25 protein-coding genes are annotated in these 22,458 nt (G+C 74.0%); 13 read left to right on the forward strand and 12 right to left on the reverse strand.

The genetic code is table 11. From position 1 onward, the window contains the following. The first annotated feature begins 181 nt into the window (after positions 1 to 181). A complete protein-coding gene (locus PVK74_RS16470; protein ID WP_274476741.1) occupies positions 182 to 1,780 on the forward strand; it encodes a tetratricopeptide repeat protein in 1,599 nt (532 codons plus the stop codon). Between the two features lie 224 nt (positions 1,781 to 2,004). Here the strand turns inward: PVK74_RS16470 and PVK74_RS16475 are convergent, their stop codons facing one another. Next, on the reverse strand, positions 2,005 to 3,597 hold the full coding sequence (locus tag PVK74_RS16475) for an MDR family MFS transporter (RefSeq protein WP_064447883.1): 1,593 nt from the start codon (positions 3,595 to 3,597) through the stop codon (positions 2,005 to 2,007). Positions 3,598 to 3,716: 119 nt separating this feature from the next. On the opposite strand from PVK74_RS16475, the gene PVK74_RS16480 reads away from it, so the two are divergent. Then, positions 3,717 to 4,292: a TetR/AcrR family transcriptional regulator gene (locus PVK74_RS16480; protein WP_064447884.1), complete on the forward strand. Its 576-nt coding sequence runs from the start codon at positions 3,717 to 3,719 to the stop codon at positions 4,290 to 4,292. Positions 4,293 to 4,298: 6 nt separating this feature from the next. Here the strand turns inward: PVK74_RS16480 and PVK74_RS16485 are convergent, their stop codons facing one another. After that, positions 4,299 to 4,811 carry a GNAT family N-acetyltransferase gene (locus PVK74_RS16485; RefSeq protein ID WP_274476742.1) on the reverse strand — a complete coding sequence of 171 codons (513 nt, stop codon included), beginning with the start codon at positions 4,809 to 4,811 and terminating at the stop codon, positions 4,299 to 4,301. Beyond that, complete coding sequence (locus PVK74_RS16490) at positions 4,808 to 5,023, reverse strand: biotin/lipoyl-binding carrier protein (protein WP_043328500.1); 216 nt, start codon at positions 5,021 to 5,023, stop codon at positions 4,808 to 4,810. Before PVK74_RS16490 ends, PVK74_RS16485 begins: the two co-directional genes overlap by 4 nt. 238 nt (positions 5,024 to 5,261) lie before the next feature. On the opposite strand from PVK74_RS16490, the gene PVK74_RS31220 reads away from it, so the two are divergent. Further along, positions 5,262 to 5,336: a 50S ribosomal protein bL37 gene (locus tag PVK74_RS31220; RefSeq protein ID WP_369752275.1), complete on the forward strand. Its 75-nt coding sequence runs from the start codon at positions 5,262 to 5,264 to the stop codon at positions 5,334 to 5,336. Between the two features lie 83 nt (positions 5,337 to 5,419). Here the strand turns inward: PVK74_RS31220 and rsrA are convergent, their stop codons facing one another. From rsrA to PVK74_RS16515, 5 genes are all read right to left on the reverse strand, one after another. After that, positions 5,420 to 5,707 carry a mycothiol system anti-sigma-R factor gene (gene rsrA / locus PVK74_RS16495; protein WP_043330951.1) on the reverse strand — a complete coding sequence of 96 codons (288 nt, stop codon included), beginning with the start codon at positions 5,705 to 5,707 and terminating at the stop codon, positions 5,420 to 5,422. Positions 5,708 to 5,709: 2 nt separating this feature from the next. After that, positions 5,710 to 6,516, reverse strand: coding sequence for a sigma-70 family RNA polymerase sigma factor (locus PVK74_RS16500; RefSeq protein ID WP_043328498.1), 807 nt, complete (start codon positions 6,514 to 6,516; stop codon positions 5,710 to 5,712). 228 nt (positions 6,517 to 6,744) lie between these two features. Then, the gene (locus PVK74_RS16505) at positions 6,745 to 7,356 is read right to left on the reverse strand and encodes an alpha/beta hydrolase family protein (protein ID WP_069087350.1); all 612 of its coding nucleotides are present in this window, start codon (positions 7,354 to 7,356) and stop codon (positions 6,745 to 6,747) included. 96 nt (positions 7,357 to 7,452) lie between these two features. Continuing rightward, positions 7,453 to 7,845, reverse strand: a complete 393-nt coding sequence (locus PVK74_RS16510) for a WhiB family transcriptional regulator (RefSeq protein WP_030503699.1) — start codon at positions 7,843 to 7,845, stop codon at positions 7,453 to 7,455. A 212-nt stretch (positions 7,846 to 8,057) separates the two neighbouring features. Further along, on the reverse strand, positions 8,058 to 8,765 hold the full coding sequence (locus PVK74_RS16515; protein WP_104114250.1) for an SOS response-associated peptidase: 708 nt from the start codon (positions 8,763 to 8,765) through the stop codon (positions 8,058 to 8,060). A gap of 102 nt (positions 8,766 to 8,867) precedes the next feature. Here PVK74_RS16515 and aroA point away from each other — a divergent pair, with 102 nt between their 5' ends. From aroA to PVK74_RS16540, 5 genes are all read left to right on the forward strand, one after another. Next, positions 8,868 to 10,169 carry a 3-phosphoshikimate 1-carboxyvinyltransferase gene (gene aroA, locus PVK74_RS16520; protein ID WP_209963109.1) on the forward strand — a complete coding sequence of 434 codons (1,302 nt, stop codon included), beginning with the start codon at positions 8,868 to 8,870 and terminating at the stop codon, positions 10,167 to 10,169. A gap of 204 nt (positions 10,170 to 10,373) precedes the next feature. Further along, positions 10,374 to 11,267, forward strand: coding sequence for a ribosome small subunit-dependent GTPase A (rsgA, locus tag PVK74_RS16525; RefSeq protein ID WP_205798140.1), 894 nt, complete (start codon positions 10,374 to 10,376; stop codon positions 11,265 to 11,267). Between the two features lie 55 nt (positions 11,268 to 11,322). Further along, on the forward strand, positions 11,323 to 12,015 hold the full coding sequence (locus PVK74_RS16530) for a DUF6348 family protein (protein WP_166457200.1): 693 nt from the start codon (positions 11,323 to 11,325) through the stop codon (positions 12,013 to 12,015). Positions 12,016 to 12,083: 68 nt separating this feature from the next. Further along, positions 12,084 to 12,902 carry a histidinol-phosphatase gene (hisN, locus tag PVK74_RS16535; protein ID WP_064447890.1) on the forward strand — a complete coding sequence of 273 codons (819 nt, stop codon included), beginning with the start codon at positions 12,084 to 12,086 and terminating at the stop codon, positions 12,900 to 12,902. A gap of 60 nt (positions 12,903 to 12,962) precedes the next feature. Then, entirely contained in the window at positions 12,963 to 13,928 is a 966-nt protein-coding gene (locus PVK74_RS16540) for a hypothetical protein (RefSeq protein ID WP_176722743.1), read from the forward strand. Here the strand turns inward: PVK74_RS16540 and PVK74_RS16545 are convergent. Then, complete coding sequence (locus PVK74_RS16545) at positions 13,811 to 15,079, reverse strand: glycosyltransferase (RefSeq protein WP_064447891.1); 1,269 nt, start codon at positions 15,077 to 15,079, stop codon at positions 13,811 to 13,813. The genes PVK74_RS16540 and PVK74_RS16545 overlap by 118 nt on opposite strands. A gap of 194 nt (positions 15,080 to 15,273) precedes the next feature. On the opposite strand from PVK74_RS16545, the gene PVK74_RS16550 reads away from it, so the two are divergent. The 3 genes from PVK74_RS16550 to PVK74_RS16560 all read left to right on the forward strand — a co-directional run bounded on the left by PVK74_RS16550 (position 15,274) and on the right by PVK74_RS16560 (position 17,653). Beyond that, positions 15,274 to 16,272 (forward strand): SDR family oxidoreductase, encoded by a 999-nt coding sequence (locus PVK74_RS16550; protein ID WP_043328486.1) that lies wholly within the window; start codon positions 15,274 to 15,276, stop codon positions 16,270 to 16,272. Between the two features lie 56 nt (positions 16,273 to 16,328). After that, positions 16,329 to 17,000, forward strand: a complete 672-nt coding sequence (locus tag PVK74_RS16555) for an ATP-binding protein (protein ID WP_082931095.1) — start codon at positions 16,329 to 16,331, stop codon at positions 16,998 to 17,000. A gap of 80 nt (positions 17,001 to 17,080) precedes the next feature. Beyond that, the gene (locus PVK74_RS16560) at positions 17,081 to 17,653 is read left to right on the forward strand and encodes a DUF5709 domain-containing protein (protein ID WP_043328485.1); all 573 of its coding nucleotides are present in this window, start codon (positions 17,081 to 17,083) and stop codon (positions 17,651 to 17,653) included. Here PVK74_RS16560 and PVK74_RS16565 read toward each other — a convergent pair whose 3' ends face one another. Then, the gene (locus PVK74_RS16565; protein ID WP_176722742.1) at positions 17,654 to 18,286 is read right to left on the reverse strand and encodes a response regulator; all 633 of its coding nucleotides are present in this window, start codon (positions 18,284 to 18,286) and stop codon (positions 17,654 to 17,656) included. 11 nt (positions 18,287 to 18,297) lie between these two features. Then, complete coding sequence (gene macS / locus PVK74_RS16570) at positions 18,298 to 19,419, reverse strand: MacS family sensor histidine kinase (protein WP_064447892.1); 1,122 nt, start codon at positions 19,417 to 19,419, stop codon at positions 18,298 to 18,300. Between the two features lie 115 nt (positions 19,420 to 19,534). On the opposite strand from macS, the gene PVK74_RS16575 reads away from it, so the two are divergent. Next, positions 19,535 to 19,990: an ATP-binding protein gene (locus PVK74_RS16575; protein WP_043328481.1), complete on the forward strand. Its 456-nt coding sequence runs from the start codon at positions 19,535 to 19,537 to the stop codon at positions 19,988 to 19,990. Here the strand turns inward: PVK74_RS16575 and PVK74_RS16580 are convergent. After that, a complete protein-coding gene (locus tag PVK74_RS16580) occupies positions 19,971 to 20,909 on the reverse strand; it encodes a ribose-phosphate diphosphokinase (protein ID WP_069087346.1) in 939 nt (312 codons plus the stop codon). The genes PVK74_RS16575 and PVK74_RS16580 overlap by 20 nt on opposite strands. 64 nt (positions 20,910 to 20,973) lie before the next feature. Here PVK74_RS16580 and glpK point away from each other — a divergent pair, with 64 nt between their 5' ends. Then, positions 20,974 to 22,458 carry a glycerol kinase GlpK gene (gene glpK, locus PVK74_RS16585; protein ID WP_274476745.1) on the forward strand — a complete coding sequence of 495 codons (1,485 nt, stop codon included), beginning with the start codon at positions 20,974 to 20,976 and terminating at the stop codon, positions 22,456 to 22,458.

Consider the following 22,458-nt stretch of genomic DNA (forward strand, 5'->3'; position numbering starts at 1 on the left):
GGCCCCTGCTCGCGTCACTCCAGACCTCCTTCTGCGCGTTTCTCGCGCGTTCGATGCTCAGTCTTGCACGTTTCAGCAACCTCAATCAACGCAACGAGCAGGAGTGCGCAGTGGATCACTAATTGACGGAAGATCCCCTAGGCTTGCCCGGCTGACCGACCCCGACCGGCGGAAGGACGACGTGCCCGAGGACGACGCCGCGCTCTCGGCGGAGGAGGAACTCGCGCTGGCCCGGCTGGCGCTGGGCGAGGGCGACCTGCGGCACGCCGCCGACCACATCGCCGCCGCGCTGGTCCGCTCCCCCACGCTGCCCGAGGCGCACGAAGCGCTCGCCCGGCTGGACGCGGCCAGCGGCGGCGACCTGGACCTCTTCCCGCTCGGTCAGCAGGCGTTCGTCGGCGCCGTGGTGGCCCGCGCGCACCTGCTCGCCGCCGCCGGCCGGCCCGCCGAAGGGCTCGACCTGCTGGCCGCCGCCACCGGCTACGCGCCCGCCGCGCCGTGGGCCGCCGTGCCCTGGGTGACCGCCACCGACCTGCCGGAACGCCTCGACCCCGAACGCACCGCCCGGATCCTCATGCAGGTCTGCGCGGCGGCGCCCGACCCCGCGCCGCGCCGGCTGCGCGAGCCGCTGGCGCCGTACCTCACGCTGGCCCGCAACGCGATCACCGTGCATCCGGCCCACCCGCTGCTGCTGGGCGCGGCGTCCGCGCTGGCCCGGCGCCTCGGCGAGGTCACCCTCGCCGTCACCTGGGCCACCCGGGGGGTACGCGCACAGCCCACCAAACTCGGCGAGGTGTGGCTCGGGTACGCGTACCGCAGCGCCGGCCGCACCGGCGAGGCGCTGGCGGCGCTGGAACGGGCTGTCGCGCTCGACCCCGACGACCTCGCCGTCTACGCGGACATCGCCGGCACGCTCGCCGACAACGGCCGGCTCGACGCGGCGCTGGGCTGGATCGACCGGGCGCTGGCGAAGGACCCCACCTTCGACTGTGCCGTGCACACCGCGCACCGGCTGCGCTACCTGCGCGACGGCGACGTGGACCACCTGGTGGCGCTCGCCGACTTCGTCCGGGAACATCCGGACGACACGCACGAGCACGGCGACCTCGCCGAATGCTGCCGGGGGCGGCCCTGGCTGGGTCAGGTCACACCGGCAGACGACGATTTCCCGTCCCCCGACGGGCCCGCCCCCTCGGCAGCCGCGGTACGCCGCCTCCAGCACCTGGCGCACCCGGCGTGGGCGCACCCCCCGGCCGCGTACGACGCCGCCGTCGGGCTGGCCACACTGGACCTCGCCGACCTGCTCGCACTGCTGGCGCACCCGCCGGAGGCACCCGCCACCGCGCTGGGCCGCGTGCTCGGCGGGCAGGACCCGGCACTGTGGAGACGCTGCGCGCAGGTCTGGGCCTGCCTCGGCCTGCTGCACCACCGCACCGACGAGCCGTGGGAGTCGTCGACCCGGCGGCGGGTGCTGCACGAACTGGCCACCGATCCCGGCCCGGCCGCCGAGGCGGCGCTGTTCGCCCTGGTCACCGCCGCCTGGGTGGACCCGGCCACCCGCGCCGACGTGGCCGCCGTGGTGGCCGGGCGGCTCACCGAGGTGGCATCCGGCGCCGCCCGGCGTACCCCGGCGGCGGTGTCGCTCGCCTATCTGGCGCGGGCGACCCCGGCCCTCGACCCGGCCGCCCGCGCCACCGCCGACTCGCTCATCGCCGGCGCCGGCGGAGGCCCGCTGCGCCGCCTCTGGCGACGGCTCACCGCCCTGTTCCGCAGAGGCTGAGCGCCGGGACCGTTCCGGGGCCCCATTTCCGGCCGGCTCCCCGGCCCCCACCACCCAGCCGAGCGCCGCCACTTCGCCGAGGTGGCGCGATCAACTCCCCTCCGACCCCACCACTCCCCCGATGTGGCGGGCAGCGGGCGGAAGGCACCGGGTGCCTCGCTGGGGTGGAGACGCGGCGGCCCCGCGTACCCCCGGGGTGGGGGCGCGGGGCCGCAGCGGGTGAGTCAGGCGACGGGGGCCTTGCCGAGCGCGGCCTCGGCCTCGTCCTCCGGCGTGGGGCCGGCCGGCCGCACGTCGTTCGTCGCGCGCAGCGGCACCTCCTTGATGAACCAGGCGAGCACCGGCACGGCCACGGTGAAGAGGACCGCCCAGAAGAAGACGTGCGAGATGGCGTCGGCGAGGCCGCCGAGCACCGCCTCGCGCATCGGGCCGGTGAGCTTCTTGAGGGCTTCCAGGTTCATCGCGCCGCCCTCGCCGCCACCCGAGCCCGCGAACGCGGGGCCGGCCGCCGAGTCGGCGAGACGGTTGGCGAAGATCGCGCCGAAGAGGGAGACGCCGAACGAGCCGCCGATGGACCGGAAGAACGTGGCGGCGCCGCTGGCGGCGCCGAGGTCCTTCTGCTCGACGCTGTTCTGCGCGATCAGCATCGAGGTCTGCATCAGGAAGCCCATGCCGACGCCGAGCACGACCATGTAGAGCGAGGACTGCGCCTTGCTGGTGTCCACGTCGAGCAGGCTGAGCAGGCCCATCCCGGCGGCCATCACGACGCCGCCGACGATCGGGAAGGCCCGGTAGCGGCCGGTCTTGGTGATCGTCCGGCCGACCACGAGCGAGACCACGAGCATGCCGAACATGAGCGGGAGCAGCAGCAGGCCGCTGTTGGTGGCCGAGGCGCCCTGGACGGTCTGCTGGTAGAGCGGCAGGAAGTTCATCGCGCCGAACATGGCGAAGCCGAGCAGGAACCCGATCACCGAGATCAGCGCGAAGTTGCGGTTGGCGAACAGGCTCAGCGGCAGGATCGGCTCGGGCGCGCGCCGCTCGACGAGAGCGAACACGCCGAGCGCGGCCACCGCCAGCACGGCGAGGCCGAGGATCTGCGGCGAGGCCCAGTCGTACTGGTTGCCGCCCCATGTGGTGACCAGCACGATCGCGGTGATGCCCACGGACAGCAGCGCCGCGCCCAGCCAGTCGATCTTGTGCTCGGTGCGGTACTTCGGCAGGTGCATGGTGGTGGCCAGGACCAGCAGCGCCACGCCGCCCAGCGGCAGGTTGACGTAGAACGCCCAGCGCCAGGAGAGGTTGTCGGTGATGAAGCCGCCGACCAGCGGCCCCGCGACCATGGCGATGGCCATGATGCCGGCGATCATGCCCTGGTAGCGGCCCCGCTCGCGGGGCGGCACCAGGTCACCGATGATCGCCATGACGCCGACCATCAGGCCACCGGCGCCGAGGCCCTGCACGGCGCGGAACGCGATCAGCTCGATCATGCCGCTGTCGGCGCCGCCGAAGACGCCGGAGCCGGACATGCCGCACAGCGCCGAGCCGACCAGGAACACGACGACGGCGGTGAGGAAGACGGCCTTGCGTCCGTAGAGGTCGCCGAGTTTGCCCCAGATCGGCGTGGAGACAGTAGTGCCCAGCACGTACGCGGTGACAACCCAGGTGAAGTGGTCGGCGCCCCCGAACTCGAAGACGATCCGCGGCAGCGCGGTGCTGACGATCATGTTGTCGAGCATCGCGAGCATCATCGCGATCATCAGGCCGAACAGGACGACGCGGATGTTCGGTCTCGCGACGACCGGGGCTTGTTGACTCATCGGTAGGCTCCCCCGCAGATCATGTGATCAACTTACTTGCCGCCCGGCTAGTTTGCTTACTAGCCGGACGGTAAGCTGATGGCGGTCGGACGTCAAGCGGATTGGAAGGAAGTCGGCTGGTGAGGGAGACCACAGGAGGCACACGGCAGCGCATCCAGGCCGTCGCCTTGGAACTCTTCACCGAGCAGGGCTACGAGAAGACGTCACTGCGGGAGATCGCCGAGCGGCTCGGCGTCACGAAGGCGGCGCTCTACTACCACTTCAAGAGCAAGGACGAGATCGTCACCAGCTTCGTCGACGACCGGCTGCGCCGGATGGACGAGCTGATCGCCTGGGCCGCCGACCAGCCACCCACCCTGGCGACCCGGCGCGCCCTGCTCGGGCGGTACGCCGACAGCATGTTCGCCGGCGACCTGCCCCAGGTGATGCGCTTCTTCGAGCAGAACCAGACGGTGCTCAAGAGCCTGGTCGCCGGCCAGCAGATGCGGGACCGGATGATGCGGCTGGCCCACGAGCTGTGCCGGGGTGACGACTCGCCGGCCGCCCAGCTGCGCGCCACGCTGACGCTGTTCGCGGTGCACACCAGCTGGTTCGCGGTCCGCGCGCCCGGCATCACCGACGACGAGCGGAAGCGGATCGCGCTCGAGGTGGCCGACGAGCTGCTCGCCAAGATCGGCGAGACCGGCCAGGGCTGAGCCGGTTCAGCCCGCCGCGGTCAGGTCCAGTCGCAGACCGAGCAGGTCGATGCCGGGCAGCGGCGACCAGTCCTTCTCCGGCAGCCGGACGAAACCGAGCCGCTCGTAGAGGCGGTGCGCGTTCGCCGCCATCCCGGCGCGTACGCAGATCACCACCGCCGTGCAGCCCAGCTCCGTCGCGCGCGTCACGCACGCGGCCGCGAGCGCGGCGCCGGCGCCCCGGCCCTGCGCGGCCGGATCCACCGCGAGCATCCGGAACTCCGCCTCGCCCGGGCCGGCGAGTTCGGCGTACGGGGTGCCGGGCAGCACGAACGTCACCGCGCCGAGCACCTGGCCGGTGGTGTCGTCGACGGCCACCAGCACCTCGCCGGTCTGGGCGCGGGTGGCCACGTCGGCGAGCACCGGCGCGTACCCGCCCTCGTCCTTGAGCTGGCCGTCCGCCTCGTAGGCGGCCACAGTCAGCCGCGCCACGGCCGGGAAGTCCGCCGGCTCGGCGCGGCGCACCAGCAGGGCGGTCAACCGATCTCCGCGATCAGGTCGCCGTCCTGCACCACGTCTCCCTCGTTGACGGCGAGGCGCTGCACCACGCCGTCGGACTCGGCGACCACCGGGATCTCCATCTTCATCGACTCCAGGATGACGAGCGTGTCGCCCTCGGACACGGTGTCGCCGGCCGACACCACGACCTTCCAGACGTTCGCCACCATCTCGGCGCGGATCTCCTCGGCCATCTTCCGGCCCTCCCTCTCCCCGACGACTCCCCGACAGTCCTGCGAACGGTATCCAATCATGACGCCGGTCACGCCGGGCCGCGCACCACCGGGCACGCGATGCGCCCCACCGCGCTCCGGCGGGCTGCGTCGGCACTAGCATCGTGCGGGTCGGCCACCGGCGAGCCGGGGAGCCACACCGCGACCTCCGCCGCGGCCAGCCGCGGACGGAACCGTGACCAGCACAAGGAGGCAGAGCATGGCGAAGAAGGCCCGCAAGAAGAAGGCCCGGAAGAAGAGCAGCGCCAACCACGGCAAGCGCCCCAACTCCTGATCATCGGGAACAGCGCGGCACCTGCCGGAAACGCGTGACGGCCCGGGTCCGATCATTCGGACCCGGGCCGTTCCGTCGCTTGTTCAGTCGGCCAGTTCGCGGGACTCGGTGGTCTCGAAGACCACCAGCTCGGTCAGCCGCAGACGCAGCCGCTCACGCAGCTTCTCCGGCGCCGAGTCGTTGCCGCAGCACCGGGCCACGAGCGCCTTGACCTCCTGCTCGATGCCGTACTCGCGCAGGCACGGCCCGCACTCGTCCAGGTGGTGCCGGATCAGCAGCCGGCGCTCCTCGCCGCACTCCAGGTCGAGGTAGAGGTAGACCTCGGCGAGCACCTCGCGGCAGTCCGTCTCGTGCGGTTGTCCACAGCTCACGGTCACACCTCCCGGCTGGCGGCGGCGGTCGAACCCTTCTTCGACGAGGCGGCGCTGAAACCGCGCTCCGCCGCGTACTGCTCGAGCAGCTTCCGCAGATTACGTCGGCCACGGTGCAGACGGGACATCACGGTGCCGATCGGCGTGCCCATGATGTCGGCGACCTCCTTGTAGGAGAAGCCCTCGACGTCGGTCAGGTAGACGGCCAGGCGGAACTCCTCCGGCAACTGCTGGAGGGCCTCCTTGACGTCGCTGTCCGGGAGCCGGTCGAGCGCCTCCGTCTCGGCCGAGCGCAGGCCGCTGGAGGTGTGCGACTCGGCCTCGGCGAGCTGCCAGTCGGTGATCTCCTCGGTCGGCGCCTGAATGGGCTGCCGCTGCCGCTTACGGTAGGTGTTGATGTAGGTGTTGGTCAGGATCCGGTAGAGCCAGGCCTTCAGGTTCGTGCCCTGCTCGAACTGGTGGAAGGCGGCGTACGCCTTCAGGTACGTCTCCTGAACCAGGTCCTCCGCGTCGGCCGGGTTGCGGGTCATCCGCAGACCGGCGGCGTAGAGCTGGTCGACGAAGGGCATAGCGTCCCGCTCGAAGCGGGCCCTGCGCTCGTCCGTCTTCTCGGTGGTCAACCGCACATCCCCTCGCGTCGGATGCTTTCCCGCTGAGGATACGCGTACCCACTTTCCGGCAGATTCACTTCCGGAGTCTGTGCCGGTGCTCACGACCGACGCCGCGGGCCACTCCGGCGCGTCGAGCAGCCGCCTGAGCTGCCGCTCGTCCCGTTCGTCCCGTTCCCGGCTCCGTGTCTGTATCGGCACCGGTCACCCCCCTCGCGCTGGCACTGTCGTCGTCCACAGGGAGGTAACGCGAGGTACGGGGTGCGGCATTCCACCGGTCCCACCCGATCCTGGCCCCGGCGGCGGCCGCGACCGCCGCTGGGACCAGGAAGGGCCTGGGAGGGTGGCCCCGGCGCACCCGAACCGGGCGGCCGGCACCAACCGGTGCAACGACCCGCCGCGGGCGACGGTCACGGCGCGCGCCGCCGCTCAGGACAACCATCCGTGTACGCGCAGCCAGTCCCGGACCACGGCGGCCGTGCCGGCCGGGTCGCCCCGCAGGTCGTGCCGCTGTCCCGGCCGGACCACCACCTCGATCCCCGGGCCGGGTTCGGGCACGCCGAACGGGTCCCGGTCGCCGTTGACCACGAGCGTGGGCAGCCCGGTGAGCAGTTCCGCGGCCCGGGAGCGTTCCGGCCGGCCCGGCGGGTGCAGCGGGAACGCCAGCGCGACGACTCCGGCCGCCCCGACGGCGGCGGCGGTGCGGCAGGCCACCCGGGCGCCGCTGGACCGGCCGCCGACCACCCAGTCGCGCACCTGCGGGGCGCGCCGGCGAAGCTCGGCCAGCACCGCCGTCCACGCCTCGTCGAGGTGCCCGGCGGGAGCGGGCGCGCGCCGCCCGGCGACCCGGTACGGCTGGGTCACCAGGGCCACCCCGGCCCCGGCGTCGCGCACCGCGTCCCGGACCGCCGTGAGGTCCGGCGCGTCCACGTCGCCGCCTGCCCCGTGGCCCAGCACCAGCACTGTCGCGCCGTCTGCGGGCGGGTGGAAGCGGAACCGGGCCCGTCCCCGGGGTGTGTCGATCTCGTCGTCGTGCCGCACCGGCCCATTCTGCGCGTGCCGGTCGGCCGGCGGCGCCGGGACGGGCCGAACCGGTCGTCGCCCGTGGCCCGCGGACGGGCCACGGGCGACGAGGGATCAGCTCAGCGGCACCAGGGTGAGCAGGCGGTCACGCACCGGCGGGCCGGCGTCGTCGATCGCGTCCGGATCGGGCTGGACCTCGCTGCGCCAGGCCACGAGCATGGCTCGGCGCTCGCGCGGCGTGGTGCCGCCCCAGACGCCGTGGCAGTCGCCCACCTCCAGCGCCCAGGCCAGGCAGGAGCCCTGGACGTCGCACGTGCGGCAGAGCGCCACCGCCGCGTCGGCCGGCTCGTTCGGCGCCGGGAAGAACGTCTCCGGATCGACGTTCTGACAGGTGCCTCTGGTGCGCCACGCCTCGTCCTGGCGTCGTTCGTGCAGAGCCCGCAGCAGTCGTGGGTCGCGCCGTGCCGCGGCGACCTCGTGCGGGCGGGGCATGCGTGCCCGTGTCAATACACCCACCTCCCCCGTGGGACCGGCAGAGATCTTTCAGCAAGATCGATGGGTGTCGTCGCCCCGTGCGAACCAACGCCCATCACCGGCGCTGTGTTCTATCGCATTCGCATACGTAAGGACAAGAGTCTTCAATGAAACTGACTGAACGTCCGGGCGACTTTTCCGGCGCAACCCCGGCAAACGGGGCGCGTCGATGTGGCGGAGCGTGATCAGAACAGGGTCGGCCCGGAGACCGCCTCCACGCCCTCCGGAGACACCCGCGCGATCAGCTCGGGACCGTCGTTGCGGACGTCGCCGACCGCCCGGGAGACCGGGCGGATCTCCAGCCCGGCGAGCAGGCCGGCGTCGGGCGGCGCGAGCAACCCGGCCGGGTCGTCGGCTGGGCCGAGCCAATCCGCCCAGCGATCCGGCGCCAGCAGCAGCGGCATCCGGTCGTGCACCTCGGCCAGCTCGCCGACCGCAGCGGTGGTGAGCACGCTGAACGTGAGCCGGGCCACCCCGGCCGACTCCCACACCGACCAGATGCCGGCGAAGGCGAGCACCGAGCCGTCCCGGGGCGTCATGAAGTAGGGCTGCCGCCCGCCACCGGCGAGCCGGACCCACTCGTACCACCCGTCGGCCGGCACCAGGCACCGGCGCCGGGCGAACGACGGCGCGTACGCCCGGCTGGTCGCGACCGTCTCGGCCCGCGCGTTGATCATGCGGGCGGCGCCGGCGGCGCTGCGGGACCACCCCGGCAACAGCCCCCAGCGGCCCAGGGAGAGCAGCCGGTGCCCCTCCGGAGCGAGCCGGACCAGCGGCACCGGATCGGTCGGGGCGACGTTGAAGTCCGGCGCCACCCCGCCGGTCTCGTCAGCCGAGGAGAACAGCGCGCTCAGGTCACCGGCGCTCCGGGTCGTGGCGTACCTCCCGCACATGGCGCCCACGCTAGCCCCATCCGGACGTTTCGGCTGTCCCGCCCAACGGGAGCAGCGGCCACGGACGGTTCCACCGGGCCGGGAACTTGGCAGAATGTGACCGTGGGGAATCCGATCGCTACCCGTCAGCCGCAACCGTGGACCGCGCCGACCGCCAGCGACCCGGTCGCCGCGACACTGCGCCTGCCCGGCTCCAAGTCGATGACCGCCCGGGCCCTGGTGCTCGGCGCGCTGGCCAGCGGGCCGTCGACACTGGCCCGGCCGCTGCGCGCCCGGGACACCGAGCTGATGGCCGGCGGCCTGCGCGAGCTGGGCGCGCACATGTCCATCTCCGACGACGACCGCTGGCTGGTCCGCCCGCATCCGCTCGCCGGGCCGGCGCACGTCGACGTCGGCCTGGCCGGCACGGTGATGCGCTTCCTGCCGCCGGTGGCGGGGCTGGCCGCCGGCCGGGTCACGTTCGACGGCGACCCGCACGCCCGCACCCGTCCGCTCGGCCCGCTGATCGGCGCGCTGCGGGCGCTCGGCGTCCGCATCGACACCCCGCCGACGGGCAGCCTGCCGCTCGTCGTGCTCGGCGCCGGGCAGGTGACCGGCGGCGACGTGGTCATCGACGCCTCCGCGTCCAGCCAGCTCGTCTCCGGGCTGCTGCTGGCCGCGCCCCGGTTCGACCGGGGCGTGGTGGTCCGGCACCAGGGTCCCCCGGTCCCGTCCGCGCCGCACCTGCGGATGACGGTGCAGATGCTGCGCGCCGCCGGCGCCGCGGTGGACGACACCACGCCGGACGTCTGGGCCGTCGAGCCGGGCCCGCTGTCCGGGCGGGGCTGGGAGATCGAACCCGACCTCTCCGGCGCCGCGCCGTTCTTCGCCGCCGCGCTGGTCACCGGCGGCGAGGTGACGTTGCAGGACTGGCCGCGCAGCAGCCTCCAGCCGGTCGAGCGGCTGCGGGAGCTGCTGCACCGGATGGGCGGCGAGGTGACGCTCGGCACCGACGGCCTGACCGTGCGGGGCACCGGCACGGTACGCGGGCTGGACGCCGACCTCTCCGACGTCGGCGAGCTGACCCCGGTGCTGACCGCGCTCACGCTGCTGGCCGACGGCCCGTCCCGGCTCACCGGCATCGGCCACATCCGGGGCCACGAGACCGACCGGGTCACCGCACTCGCCAAGGAGTTCACCGCGCTCGGCGCGGACATCACCGAGACCCCCGACGGGCTGGACATCCGGCCCCGCCCGCTGCGCGGCGGGACGTTCCGCACGTACGCCGACCACCGGATGGCGCACGCGGCCGCGGTGGCCGGGCTGGCCGTCCCCGGCATCGAGGTCGACGACGTGGCGTGCACCTCCAAGACCATGCCGGAGTTCCCGGCACTATGGTCGGGGATGGTGACCGGCAAGAACTGACAGCGGGGGGACGTCCTGGCGACGAAGCGGCGCGAGTACGACGAGGACGACGTCCGGGTCCGACCGGGCCGGTCGTCGCGGCCGCGTACGCGCACCCGCCCCCGGCACGCCGACGCCGTCGACGGGTTCGTCATCGCCGTCGACCGGGGCCGCTACACCTGCGTGCTGCCCGGGGCCGGGCCGGATGCCCCGCTCGTCACCGCCATGCGCGCCCGCGAGCTGGGACGCAAGTCGGTGGTGGTGGGTGACCGGGTGGGTCTGGTCGGGGACACCTCCGGCGCGCCGGGCGCGCTGGCCCGGATCGTGCGCATCGCCGAACGGACCTCGGTGCTGCGGCGTACCGCGGACGACGACGAGACCACCGCCGAGGGGCGGCTGGAACGGGTGGTGGTGGCGAACGCCGACCAGTTGGTGATCGTCAGCGCGCTCGCCGACCCGCCGCCGCGTACCGGGTTCATCGACCGCTGCCTGGTGGCCGCGTACGACGCCGACATCGAGCCGCTGCTCTGCCTCACCAAGGCCGACCTGGGTGGCCCGGAGGCGGTGCTCGGCTACTACACCGAGCTGGAGCTGCCGTACGTGCTGATCCGCCCGGACTCCGACCTGGCCGCGCTGCGGGCGCTGCTCGCCGGCCGGGTGTCGGTGATGGTGGGTCACTCCGGCGTGGGCAAGTCGACGCTGGTCAACCGCCTGGTCCCGGACGCCGAACGCGCGGTGGGCACGGTCAGCGCGATCGGCCGGGGCCGGCACACCTCGACCAGCGCGGTGGCGTTGCGGCTGCCCGCCGAGCCCGGCGCCGACGGCGACACCGGCTGGATCGTCGACACCCCGGGGGTGCGCAGCTTCGGGCTGGCCCACGTGTCCGCCGAGAGCCTGCTGCACGGCTTCCCGGACCTCGTCGAGGCGACGGTGGACTGCCCGGCCAACTGCCCGCACACCGCCGACGAGGCGGACTGCGCGCTGGACGCCTGGGTGGCCGCCGGGAAGGCGGACGCGCGCCGGCTCGCCTCGTACCGGCGGTTGCTGGCCTCCCGCAGCGGCGAGGGCGACCCGCGCGAGCCGGAGCGCAACCCCGGCGATCCGCTCGCCGGGTCCTGACCGGCGTCGCCGGCCGGGCCCACGGCGCCGGGCCTCGCCGGTACGCTGACCCACCATGATCGATCCCCGGCCGACCCCACGGCCTCTGCCCGCCGAGCGGGTGCTGGAGCTGGCCGCGCCGATGCTCACCGAGGTGGGTGGCGAGTGGCGGATGACCGACGGGCCGATGCTGCGGTCGGGATCGCTGGGCGTCCGGGTCCTTCCACCGGACAGCGACGACTACCGCCACCTGGACCTGGAGCTCCTGCTGAACGCGGACCGGCCGGACGTGCCGACGATCGTCGACTGCACGCTCGGCCTGGCGGCCGACCCGGTCGAGGCGGCCCGTCAGGCGATCGGGGCGTGGATCGAGACCTGCCTGGTGACGGTCCTGGAGATGATCGAGCAGCGAGGGCGACTGGCGAGCCACTTCAGGTCGGGCGACAAGGGCGGGTTCGCCGGCTGGCATGCGATCGTCGGCGGCGTGACCGGATGGTCCGCCGACGGATCGCAGCACAAGCAGGAGTGGTTCGCCGAGGCGATGCCGTGGTCGACCCTGGCGCCGGTGATCGCGGCCGGGCTGGACCGTCCACATCTCAACGGCGTTCGCATGCTGGTCGGCCAGGGTGGCGACGTCACCGAGTGCGAGGTGCGGATCAACGGCCGGCGGCACGAGCCGTCCGCCGCCGCGCTCGCCGCTCTGGACTGGCCGCGCACCGACCGTTTCGGCCTGGCACGCACCTTCGTCCTCCTGGTCGGCCCCGACTGAGGCGGTGACAGCGCTCGGGTGACGCCCCGACGACCGACGGTCGTGGTCACGCCACTAGCGTGTCCGTCATGACCGGGTACGCCGACGATCTCGCCCTCGCCCACCTGCTCGCCGACGCCGCGGACGCGGTCTCCTCGGCCCGGTTCCGCGCGCTGGACCTGCGCGTCGAGTCGAAGCCGGACCTGACCCCGGTCTCCGACGCGGACACCGCCGTGGAGCGGGAGATCCGCGCGCTGCTGGCCACCCACCGTCCCGGCGACGGCCTCCTCGGCGAGGAGTACGGCGAGCAGCCGCCGGCCGGTCCGGACGGGCGGCGCTGGGTGATCGACCCGATCGACGGCACGAAGAACTTCGTCCGGGGCGTACCGGTCTGGGCCACCCTGATCGCGCTGCTGGAGCACGACCGGCCGGTGCTCGGCCTGGTCTCCGCCCCGGCGCTGGGCCGCCGCTGGTGGGGCGCGCTCGGCGCGGGCGCGTTCGCCGGCGCCGGACCGGCGGACGGCACGCCGATCCGGGTCTCCGGCGTCACCGCGCTCGGCGACGCGAGCATCTGCTACTCGTCGCTGACCGGGTGGGAGCAGGCCGGCCGGCTGGACGCGATCCTCCAGCTCATGCGGGACACCTGGCGCAGCCGCGCGTACGGCGACTTCTACGGTTACATGCTGCTGGCCGAGGGCGCGCTGGACGTGATGGTGGAGCCGGAGCTGTCGCTGTGGGACATCGCCGCGCTGGTGCCGATCGTCACCGAGGCGGGTGGCGTGATCACGGATCTGGCCGGCCGGCCGGCCCCGGCGGGCGCGGACTCCGCCGACATCAGCGCCGTGGCCAGCAACGGCGCGCTGCACGACGACATCCTGGCCCGGCTCGGCCGTCCAGCCGAGCGCTGAACCGGGAAGAGCCTCTATCCTCGCCAGGTGGTTTCCTCCGGTTGGTGCTTCCTGGCAGCGATGATCGTCGCGTACGGCTTCGCCAACCTTCTCCAGTCGGTCGCCGCGGCGCGGACAACCGTGCACCACACGTTCGACCCGGGGCTGCTGCTGCGCCTGGCCGGGCACCGGACGTACCTGATCGGCCTGACCTGCCAGGTGGTCGGCTTCGTGCTGGCGTTCCTGGCCCGCCGCGACCTGCCGCTGTTCCTGGTGCAGGCAAGCGTGGCGGCCGGGCTCGGGGTGACCGCCGTGCTCGGCGTGCTGGTGCTCAAGTGGCGGTTGCCGGCCGCCGAGGTGGTGCTGCTGGTGCTGCTGTTCGCCGGCATCACCGCGCTGGTGCTGTCGGCCCAGCCGGCGCCGTCGCGGCAGCTCGGCACCGCCGGACTGGTCGGCCTGGCGGTGGCGGTGTTCGCGATCGCCGGGTCCGGGTTCTTCGCCGCCCGGCTGCACGGCGCGCTCGGGTCGGTGGTGCTCGGCTCGCTGGCCGGGATGGCGTTCTCCGCCGCCGCGGTGGCGGCCCGCCCGCTCGCCTCGGCCGGATCGGTGGAGGCGTTCGTCCGCGACCCGCTGCTCTACCTGCTGATCGTGCACTCGGTCATCGGCCAGCTGCTGCTCGGCCTGGCCATGCAGCGCGGGTCGACCACGGCGGCGGTGGCCGCGATGGACGCCGCCGGGGCGGTGCCCGCGGCGATCGTCGGCCTGCTGCTGCTCAACGACAAGATCTGGCCCGGCCGGGAGTGGCTGGCCGGTCTGGGCTTCCTGGTCACGCTCGCGGCGGTGGTCGGCCTGACCCGGTACGCCGAACCGCAGCACCACCACGCCAGCGCCCGCCAGAAGGCGATCGTGGGCGCCGGGATGGTGCCGGTTCAGGCCGCCTCGACCGGTCCCCGTTCCGAGACGGCCACCTCGACCGGCGGCGTCACCTCGACCGGCGTCGGCTCGATCGGCGTGGCCGGGCGGCGACGCCCGATCACCCGCTCGTAGAGACGTTCCAGCGCGGCGGCGGTACGTTCCCACGTGTAGCTGCACCGGACCCGGTCCACCGCGGCGTGCCCGTACGCGAACCGCCCGGCGTTGTCCGACAGCAGCCGGCGCAGCGTGACCCCGAGCGTGCGTACGTCACCGGGCGGCACCAGCTTGCCGGTCACCTCGTCCACCACCGCGTCGGCGATGCCGCCCATGGCGTAACCGACCACCGGCACGCCGCAGGCCATCGCCTCCAGCGACACCCGCCCGGCCGACGCGTAGTGCGGCGTGCAGGCCACCACGTCGGCGGAGCGGTACCAGGTCGCCATCTGGTCGTGCGGCACCGCGCCGACCAGCTTCACCTGCTCCGCCACCCCGGCCCGCTCGGCCAGCTCCCGCAGCCGGCGCGCCTCGGCGTGCCCGTCCAGCCGCTCGGCCGGCGGGCCACCGGCGATCACCAGCTCCGCGTCGCCGACCAGCCGCATCGCCCGGATCAGGTCGTCCTGCCCGTGTCCGGGGGCGAGCCCGCCGACGGAGAGGATCCGGGCCCGCTGGTCGCGGGGCGCCGCCTCGCCGTCCGGATGGAACTGGCCGGTGTCCACCCCGGTCGGCACCATCGCCACCGACGTGCGCTGCAGGCCCATCCGGGTCAGCTCGTCCACCTCGTCGTTGCACTGGGCCACCGCCACGTCCACCGCCCGGGTCAGCGCCCGTTCCAGCGGGATGCGCTCGCCCGGGCCGCCGTACCGGGGCCCGAGGTGCCGCAGCTGCTCGACGCCGAGCGAGTGGAACGTCTGCACCACCGGGATGTCCGTGGCGCGTACCGCGTGGGCGGCGGCCAGCCCGCCGACCCAGTAGTGGCCGTGCACCACGTCGGGGGTCCAGTCACCGGCCCACTGCCCGGCCAGCCAGCGGCCGTACTCGGCGACGAAGGGCACCAGCTCGGCGGTGGAGAGCACGTCGGGCGGGCCGACCGGCACACGTTCCACCCGGTAGCCGTCGAGTTCGGTCAGGGCGGGCTGGGCGGCGGCGGCACGGCGCTCGTACACGCGGACGTCGTGGCCCCGGGCGGCGAGCTCCGCCGCCACGCGCGCAATGTGCTCCTGCGTCCCGACGGTGGGACCGTCGGTGGACGAGCCGGCGTGCGCGCATACAAGGCCGACGCGCATGGTGCACCTCCATGCGTTTCTCGCGTAGCGGGGTCTCCGGTCAGAGCGTCCCATTAACCCAGGTCCGGCGCGCCCAAACCTGGCAGATCGGGGTCACCGGGCCACCGCTGTCCCGCGAGCGGGACGGCCGACCGAACCCGATCACCGTCGAAATCGGTCGGCATGACCGGGCGGTCCGGGGGTACCGCCGGAGAATGCCGCTAACCCGCAGCCTCTCCGACGCCACGGTCGTCATCACCGGCGCCTCCAGCGGGATCGGCGCGGCGACCGCGTACGCGCTGGCCCAGCGGGGCGCCGACGTGGTGCTCGCCGCCCGGACCGGGTCGGCGCTGCGCCGGGTGGCGGCGAGCTGCCGGGAACTGGGCGGACGGGCCCTGGTGGTGCCCACCGACGTGACCGACCCGGAGGCGGTGGAGCAGCTCGCGGCGCGGGCGGTGGCCGAGTTCGGCCGGATCGACGCCTGGGTCAACAACGCGGCGGTCGGCACCGTGGGACTGTTCGACGAGATCCCGGTGGCCGAGTTCCGCCGGGTGGTGGACGTGAACCTGCTGGGGGCCGTGTACGGGACACGCGCGGCGCTGCCCTGGCTGACCGCCGCCGGTGGCGGGGTGCTGGTCAACAACGCCTCGGTGCTGGCCGAGGTGGCGATGCCGTACCAGTCGGCGTACAACGCCACGAAGCACGCGATCCGCGGCCTGGCCGACACGGTCCGGCAGGAGCTGCGGGTGACCGGGCGGGGCAACATCTCGATCTGCACGGTGCTGCCGGCCACCATCGACACGCCGTTCTTCCGGCACGCGGCCAACCACACCGGCCGGGAACTGACCCCGCCACCGCCGGTGTACCCGCCGGAGATGGTCGCCGAGACGATAGTGAAACTGCTGCGCCGGCCCCGGCGGGAGGCGTACGCGGGCGGCGCGGCCCGGCTGATCGGGCTCCAGTGGCGGCTCGCCCCGGCGCTGGCCGAGCGGGTGATGGGCTGGTACACCGCGCGCACCCAGTTCGGGCCCGGCGTACGCGCCGACTCCACCGGCGCCGTCTTCACCCCCGGCGCGGCGGCGGAGCGGACCGACGGCTGGTCCGGGCGGCGGGGTCAGTTGCTGCGGCTCACCGCGGCCGTCGGCCTGGCGGCCGGCACCGCTGTCGGCACGGCGGCGGCGATCAGCCGCCGGTCCCGGACGGGCCGGCCGTGAGTCCCGCCGACCGGACCGGTGCGCGGGCGGCGGCCGAGGTGCACAATGGGGCGATCATGCCGACGGATGCGCGTTGCCTGGTGGAGACCGACGATTCCTCCGCGAGAGTCCGGCTGACCGGCGTGCTCGACCGGGCCGAGGTGGAGGCCGTGCGGGACGCGCTGCTGGCCCGGCTGTGGCAGCGCCCCGGCCTGCTGCTCGTGGACCTGTCCGGGGTGCGTATCGCCGACCCGCTGGCCCGCGACGCGCTGGACGAGGTCTGCCGGGCGGTGTCCGACTGGCCGGCCAGCGAGATGCTGCTCGACCCGGAAGCCACGCCGCCGGACCCGCCGCCGGACCCGCTCGGCGTCGAACTGCCCCCGGTGGTCGAGGCCGCGCGCGAGGCACGGTCGCTGGTCTCCGCCGGGTGCCTCCGGTGGGGCCTGCCGGAGCTGGTCGAACCGGCCTGCATCGCGGTCACCGAGATGGTCAACAACGTGGTGGCGCACGCGCTGACCCCGATGACGCTCCGGCTGGCGCCGCGCGGCAACGCGCTGCACGTGGCCGTCCGCGACCACTCGGCCGGGCAGCCCGCGTACGCGGGTCCGGCGGCGGCGGACGCGCTGGGCGGGCGCGGGCTGCTGCTCATCGACACGGTGGCCCGGCGCTGGGGCAGCACTCCGCTGCCCGACGGCAAGGTGGTGTGGTGCGTGCTGTACGTCGAGGACGAGGCGGCGGTCCGCAACTGAGGCGCCCTTTCGCCCTGTTGCTCCCGATCCACCCGGCCGGTTGCGGTTAGGGCGGGGAGCGCAGTGGGTAGTTCCCGAGCATGCGCGACGACGAGTACCCCACCCCCGTGTCCGATCCCGAGGCGGCGGGCCTGCCCGACACCGCCGACGACGACTCCACCGCCAACGACGACGTGCTGACCGGGCGCGAGGCGGACGGCCCCGAGCCGGCCCAGCTCCCCGGCGACCGCACGCCGGTCGCGGTGGACGAGTTCGGCACCACGGCGGAGGAGCAGCTCGACGGCGAGTCGCTGGACTACAAGCTCCAGCGCGAGCAGTACGAGCGTCCCGCCGACGACCCGCTGGCCGGCCCGGTCGACCCGGACATCGCCGCCGAGGCGGACAGCGAGGAGGCCGCCGCGCAGGCCCAGCTCGACGCCGACGTGATCGACCCGGGCCCGGTATCCGACCCGGACTCCCCCGTCTCCGTGTACGACCACGGTCAGCTCGGCACCGTCGCCGACCACCAGGTGGGCCGGCTGGTCGAGCCGGACGAGGGCGCGCACACCGACCAGGAGACCGACAACGTCGCCTACGACGCGGGCGCGGCCGGTGGCGGGGCCAGCGCGGAGGAGCTGGCGGTGCACGAGACCCGCCCGCCGGACGCCCGCTAGCTAGCCGTCCAGGCCCCGCTCGATGGCGTACCGGGTCAGCTCGACCCGGTTGTGCAACTGGAGCTTGCCCAGGGTGTTCTGCACGTGGTTCTGCACGGTCCGGTGGGACAGGCCCAGCCGGTCGGCGATCTGCTTGTAGGACAGCCCCTTGGCGACCAGGCGCAGCACCTCGGTCTCCCGCTCGGTGAGCCGGGGTGCGTCGTCGTCCGGGGCGGGCGGCGCCGCGGCCAGCCGCCGGTACTCCCCCAGCACCAGGCCGGCCAGGCCCGGCGTGAACACCGGCTCGCCGGCCGCCGTACGGCGCACCGCGTCCAGGAACTCCGCCGGGGCGGCCGACTTGACCAGGTAGCCGGTGGCGCCGGCCTTGACCGCGTCCAGGACGCCCTGCGGCTCGCCGCTGGCCGAGAGCATCAGCACCCGCACCTCGGGCAGCGCCGCGCGCAGCCCCCGGATCACCTCGACGCCGGAGATGTCCGGCAGCTGGAGGTCGAGCACGACCAGGTCGGGGCGGGCCGCCGCGGCCACCCGTACCGCCTGCCGCCCCTCGCCGCTGGTCGCCACCACCTGGTGACCCGCCTCGGTGAGGTCGCGGGCCACGCCCTCGCGCCACATCGGGTGGTCGTCGACCACCATCACCCGGATGCTCACCCGCGGCTCCTCGGCACGATCAGCTCGATCTCGGTGCCGGCGCCCGGCGCGGACGCGATCCGCACCTCGCCGCCCAGGTCGGCCACCCGGCCCCGGATGGACTGCGCCACCCCGAGCCGCCCCTGCGCGGCGGCCTCCGCCAGCCGCCCGTCCGGGATGCCCGGCCCCTCGTCGCGTACCGAGACGGTCACCGTCTCCTCCTCGTCCTCGATCAGCACCCAGGCCCGGCCACCGGCGTGCCGGGCCACGTTGTCCAGCGCCGCGCCGACCGCCGCGCCCAGCTCACCGGCGGTCCGCGCGGGCAGCGGCACCGGGGTGGCGGGCGCGGACACCACGACGGTGGCCGAGGCGTACCTGTCGATCAGGTCGCGCAGGTCCTGCTCGGCGCCGGCCGGGTCCGGCGGCGCGCCCGCCCGGCCGATGAGCGCCCGCAGCGCGGCCTCCTGCTCGCCGGCCAGCCGGGCCAGCTCGGCCGCCTCGCCGTCCAGGTCCGCGCCGCGCCGCCGGACCAGCGCGAGCACTTGGAGCACGGAGTCGTGGATGTCGCGGGCCAGCCGCTCCCGTTCCCGGGTCGCCGCCTCCAGTTCCACCGCCCGCTGCAACCGCTCCTCCGCCTGCACCGCCAGCCGCGCCACGTGCCCGACCACCACACCGGCGAGCAACATCAGGATCGCCCCGGTCAGCGCGGACGGGCTGATCCGGTCCCGGGTGGCGAGGTCGGCGCCGCCGAGCACCAGCGCGGCCACCGCGCCGCGCCGCCGCCCGCCGGAGACCGCCCAGGCGAGCACCGGCCCGGCCAGCCAGGCGGCGGTCAGCATCGGCACGCCGGCGGCGAGCGCCGCGCGCCCGACCACCCAGGGCGTGACCAGGATGATCGCCAGCACCACGCCGAGGTCGGCCAGCAGCAGCGGCCAGCGCCGCCCGGCCGGGCGGCCGTAGCCGGCCGCCGTCACGCCGCTCCAGGCCAGCATCGCCAGCAGGACGCCGCCCGCGGCGACCGGGTGCGCGTAGCGGTCCGCGTCGCGCAGCACGACCAGCCCGACGTACGCGAGCGCGGCGAACCGGAACACCGCGATGGAGCGCCAGAACGGGCCCTCGAGGCCGGAGGACGACGGCATGTGCGTCACCCTGTCACAGCCGGTCGAGGGGACCCCGGCCGGTGCGGCCTGAGAAACCCTGACGTACGGTTGAAATGCCGCGAAAGTCGTCGAGAGCCATCGTCGGGACGGGGTCATGACAGACGCAGAACTCCCCGCACCGCGTACGGTTGTGCCCATCGAACCTTCCCTCCTTCTCGCCACGGCCTTCGGTCAGGCGCAGGTGACCGAGCTGCGGCACTCGGTGACCTCCTGCGCGCAGGACTCCGGCCTGTCCGGTCAACGGCTGGACGACTTCGTGCTGGCGGTCAACGAGCTGATCACCAACGCGGTGCGGCACGGCGGCGGGCAGGGCTGGTTGCGACTCTGGCAGCGCGACGGCGAGCTGGTCTGCCAGGTCGCCGACCACGGGCCCGGGATCAGCGAGCGGCGGCTGCGCGACCGTGACCGGCCGGCGCCGGACACCGCCGGCGGCTGGGGCCTCTGGCTGGCCCGGGAGCTGAGCGACACGATGGAGGTGGAGACCGGCGACGCCGGCACCGTCGTCCGGATCACCGCCGCGCTCGCCACCGTCAGGCGAACAGGGCGCTGACCGACTCCCCGTTGTGGATCCGCCGCATCGCCTCGGCCAGAGCCGGCGCCACCGACAGCACCTCCAGCTTCGGCACCCGCTTCTCCGCCGGGATCGGCACGGTGTTGGTGCAGACGATCTCCAGTACGCCCTCCTGCCCGCTGAGCCGCTCCAGCGCCCCGCTGGAGAACAGGCCGTGCGTACAGGCCAGCCGGATCGAACGGACCCGCCGCTCGCGCAGGTGCGAGATCAGCTCGATCACGGTGCTGCCCTTGGCGATCTCGTCGTCCAGCACGATCACGTCCCGGTCCGTCACGTCGCCGATGATCGTGCTGATCTGCACCCGGTCGTCGCTGAAGCGCTGCTTCGCGCCGGCCGCCACCGGCGTACCCAGCATCCGGGCGAACGCGGCGGCCTCCTTGGCGTTGCCCAGGTCCGGCGAGACCACCACCGCGTTGCCCAGGTCGTGCCCCTTGAAGTGGGCGGCCAGCTCCCGCAGCGCGTGCAGGTGGTCCACCGGGACGCTGAAGAAGCCGTGCACCTGCGGCGAGTGCAGCGTCATGGCCAGCACCCGGTGCGCGCCGGCGGAGGTGAGCAGGTCGGCGACGAGCCGGCCGCCGATGGAGATGCGCGGCGCGTCCTTCTTGTCCGACCGGGCGTACGCGTAGTGCGGCAGCACCACTGTGATCCGGGCGGCCGACGCGCCCCGGGCCGCGTCGATCATGAGCAGCAGCTCGACCAGGTGCTCCTGCACCGGCGGCACCAGCGGCTGGATGAGGAAGACGTCGCGCTCCCGGCAGTTCGCCTGCAACTGCACCTCCAGGCAGTCGTTGGCGAACCGGGACACCCGCACCGGATGCAACGGGACGTGGAGGTGGGCGCAGATCTCGGCGGCGAGGACCGGATGGGCCGACCCGCTGAACACGGCAATGTCACGCACGTCTGATGATCGTACGGGCCGCCGGGAGGAGACGGTGGACACTCGCGGCGGGTACGGTGCTGCCGTGACCGCAGAGTTCGTCGCCGCCATCGACCAGGGCACCACGTCGTCGCGCTGCATCGTCTTCGACCGGGCCGGCGAGATCGTCGCCGTGGCCCAGCGCGAGCACCGGCAGATCTTCCCCCGGCCGGGCTGGGTGGAACACGACGCCGAGGAGATCTGGACGAACGTCGAGCACGTGGTCCGCGAGGCGCTGGCCAGCGCCGACATCGGCACCGAGTCGCTGGCCGCGGTGGGCATCACGAACCAGCGGGAGACCACTGTGGTGTGGGACCGGGAGACCGGCCGCCCGGTGGCGAACGCGATCGTCTGGCAGGACACCCGCACCGGCCCGCTGCTGCGGGAGCTGACCGAGACGTACGACCAGGAGCGGCTGCGGGCCCGCACCGGCCTGACCCCGGCCACCTACTTCGCCGGGCCGAAGCTGCGCTGGCTGCTCGACCACGTCGACGGGCTGCGCGAGCGGGCCGAGCGCGGCGAGGTGCTGTTCGGCACCATGGACAGCTGGCTGATCTGGAAGCTGACCGGCCGGCACGTCACCGACGTGACGAACGCCAGCCGCACCATGCTGATGGACCTGGAGACGCTCGACTGGGACCCGGAGCTGCTCGACGCGCTGCGCGTCCCGGCCGCCGTGCTGCCCGAGATCCGCAGCTCGGCCGAGGTGTACGGCACCGCGCAGGGGGTGCTGGCCGGGGTGCCGGTGGCGAGCGCGCTCGGCGACCAGCAGGCCGCGTTGTTCGGGCAGACCTGCTTCCAGCCCGGCGAGGCCAAGTGCACCTACGGCACCGGCAGCTTCCTGCTGCTCAACACCGGGGCCAGCCCGGTGCCGTCGCGGCACGGCCTGCTCACCACCGTGGCGTACCGGATCGAGGGCCAGCCCGCTGTGTACGCGCTGGAGGGCGCCATCGCGGTCACTGGCTCGCTGGTGCAGTGGCTGCGCGACAACCTCGGCCTGATCTCCACCGCCCCGCAGGTCGAGGAGCTGGCCCGCACCGTCGACGACAACGGCGGCTGCTACGTGGTGCCGGCCTTCTCCGGCCTGTTCGCCCCGCACTGGCGCAGCGACGCCCGGGGCGTGATCGCCGGGCTGACCGGCTACATCACCAAGGGGCATCTGGCCCGCGCGGTGCTGGAGGCGTCAGCGTTCCAGACCCGCGAGGTGGTCGACGCGATGAACGCCGACTCCGACGTGGCTCTGCGCCGGCTGCGGGTCGACGGCGGGATGACCGGCAACGAGCTGCTCATGCAGTTCCTCGCCGATGTGCTGGCCGTGCCGGTCGTACGGTCCCGGATCACCGAGACGACGTGCCTCGGCGCCGCGTACGCCGCCGGCCTGGCCGTCGGGTTCTGGCCGGACCTGGCCACGCTGCGCGAGAAGTGGCGTTCGGACGCGCAGTGGGAGTCGACGATGGACCCGGCACACCGGGAGCGTGAGCTGCGTCAGTGGCACAAGGCGGTCCAGCGCACGCTCGACTGGGCCGAGTGA

The sequence above is a fragment of the Micromonospora chalcea genome, from assembly GCF_028768405.1.
Taxonomy (GTDB): domain Bacteria; phylum Actinomycetota; class Actinomycetes; order Mycobacteriales; family Micromonosporaceae; genus Micromonospora; species Micromonospora chalcea.

Excerpts from the sequence above, each read along its gene's own strand:
- PVK74_RS16540 (WP_176722743.1), top strand. The coding sequence starts at position 12,963 with ATGATCGTCGCGTACGGCTTCGCCAACCTTCTCCAGTCGGTCGCCGCG.
- macS (WP_064447892.1), bottom strand. The coding sequence starts at position 19,419 with ATGCCGTCGTCCTCCGGCCTCGAGGGCCCGTTCTGGCGCTCCATCGCG.
- PVK74_RS16545 (WP_064447891.1), bottom strand. The coding sequence starts at position 15,079 with ATGCGCGTCGGCCTTGTATGCGCGCACGCCGGCTCGTCCACCGACGGT.
- PVK74_RS16565 (WP_176722742.1), bottom strand. The coding sequence starts at position 18,286 with ATGGTGGTCGACGACCACCCGATGTGGCGCGAGGGCGTGGCCCGCGAC.
- hisN (WP_064447890.1), top strand. The coding sequence starts at position 12,084 with ATGACCGGGTACGCCGACGATCTCGCCCTCGCCCACCTGCTCGCCGAC.
- PVK74_RS16560 (WP_043328485.1), top strand. The coding sequence starts at position 17,081 with ATGCGCGACGACGAGTACCCCACCCCCGTGTCCGATCCCGAGGCGGCG.
- PVK74_RS16555 (WP_082931095.1), top strand. The coding sequence starts at position 16,329 with ATGCCGACGGATGCGCGTTGCCTGGTGGAGACCGACGATTCCTCCGCG.
- PVK74_RS16575 (WP_043328481.1), top strand. The coding sequence starts at position 19,535 with ATGACAGACGCAGAACTCCCCGCACCGCGTACGGTTGTGCCCATCGAA.
- rsgA (WP_205798140.1), top strand. The coding sequence starts at position 10,374 with ATGCGCGCCCGCGAGCTGGGACGCAAGTCGGTGGTGGTGGGTGACCGG.
- PVK74_RS16475 (WP_064447883.1), bottom strand. The coding sequence starts at position 3,597 with ATGAGTCAACAAGCCCCGGTCGTCGCGAGACCGAACATCCGCGTCGTC.
- PVK74_RS16515 (WP_104114250.1), bottom strand. The coding sequence starts at position 8,765 with ATGTGCGGGAGGTACGCCACGACCCGGAGCGCCGGTGACCTGAGCGCG.
- PVK74_RS16550 (WP_043328486.1), top strand. The coding sequence starts at position 15,274 with ATGCCGCTAACCCGCAGCCTCTCCGACGCCACGGTCGTCATCACCGGC.
- PVK74_RS16530 (WP_166457200.1), top strand. The coding sequence starts at position 11,323 with ATGATCGATCCCCGGCCGACCCCACGGCCTCTGCCCGCCGAGCGGGTG.
- PVK74_RS16490 (WP_043328500.1), bottom strand. The coding sequence starts at position 5,023 with ATGGCCGAGGAGATCCGCGCCGAGATGGTGGCGAACGTCTGGAAGGTC.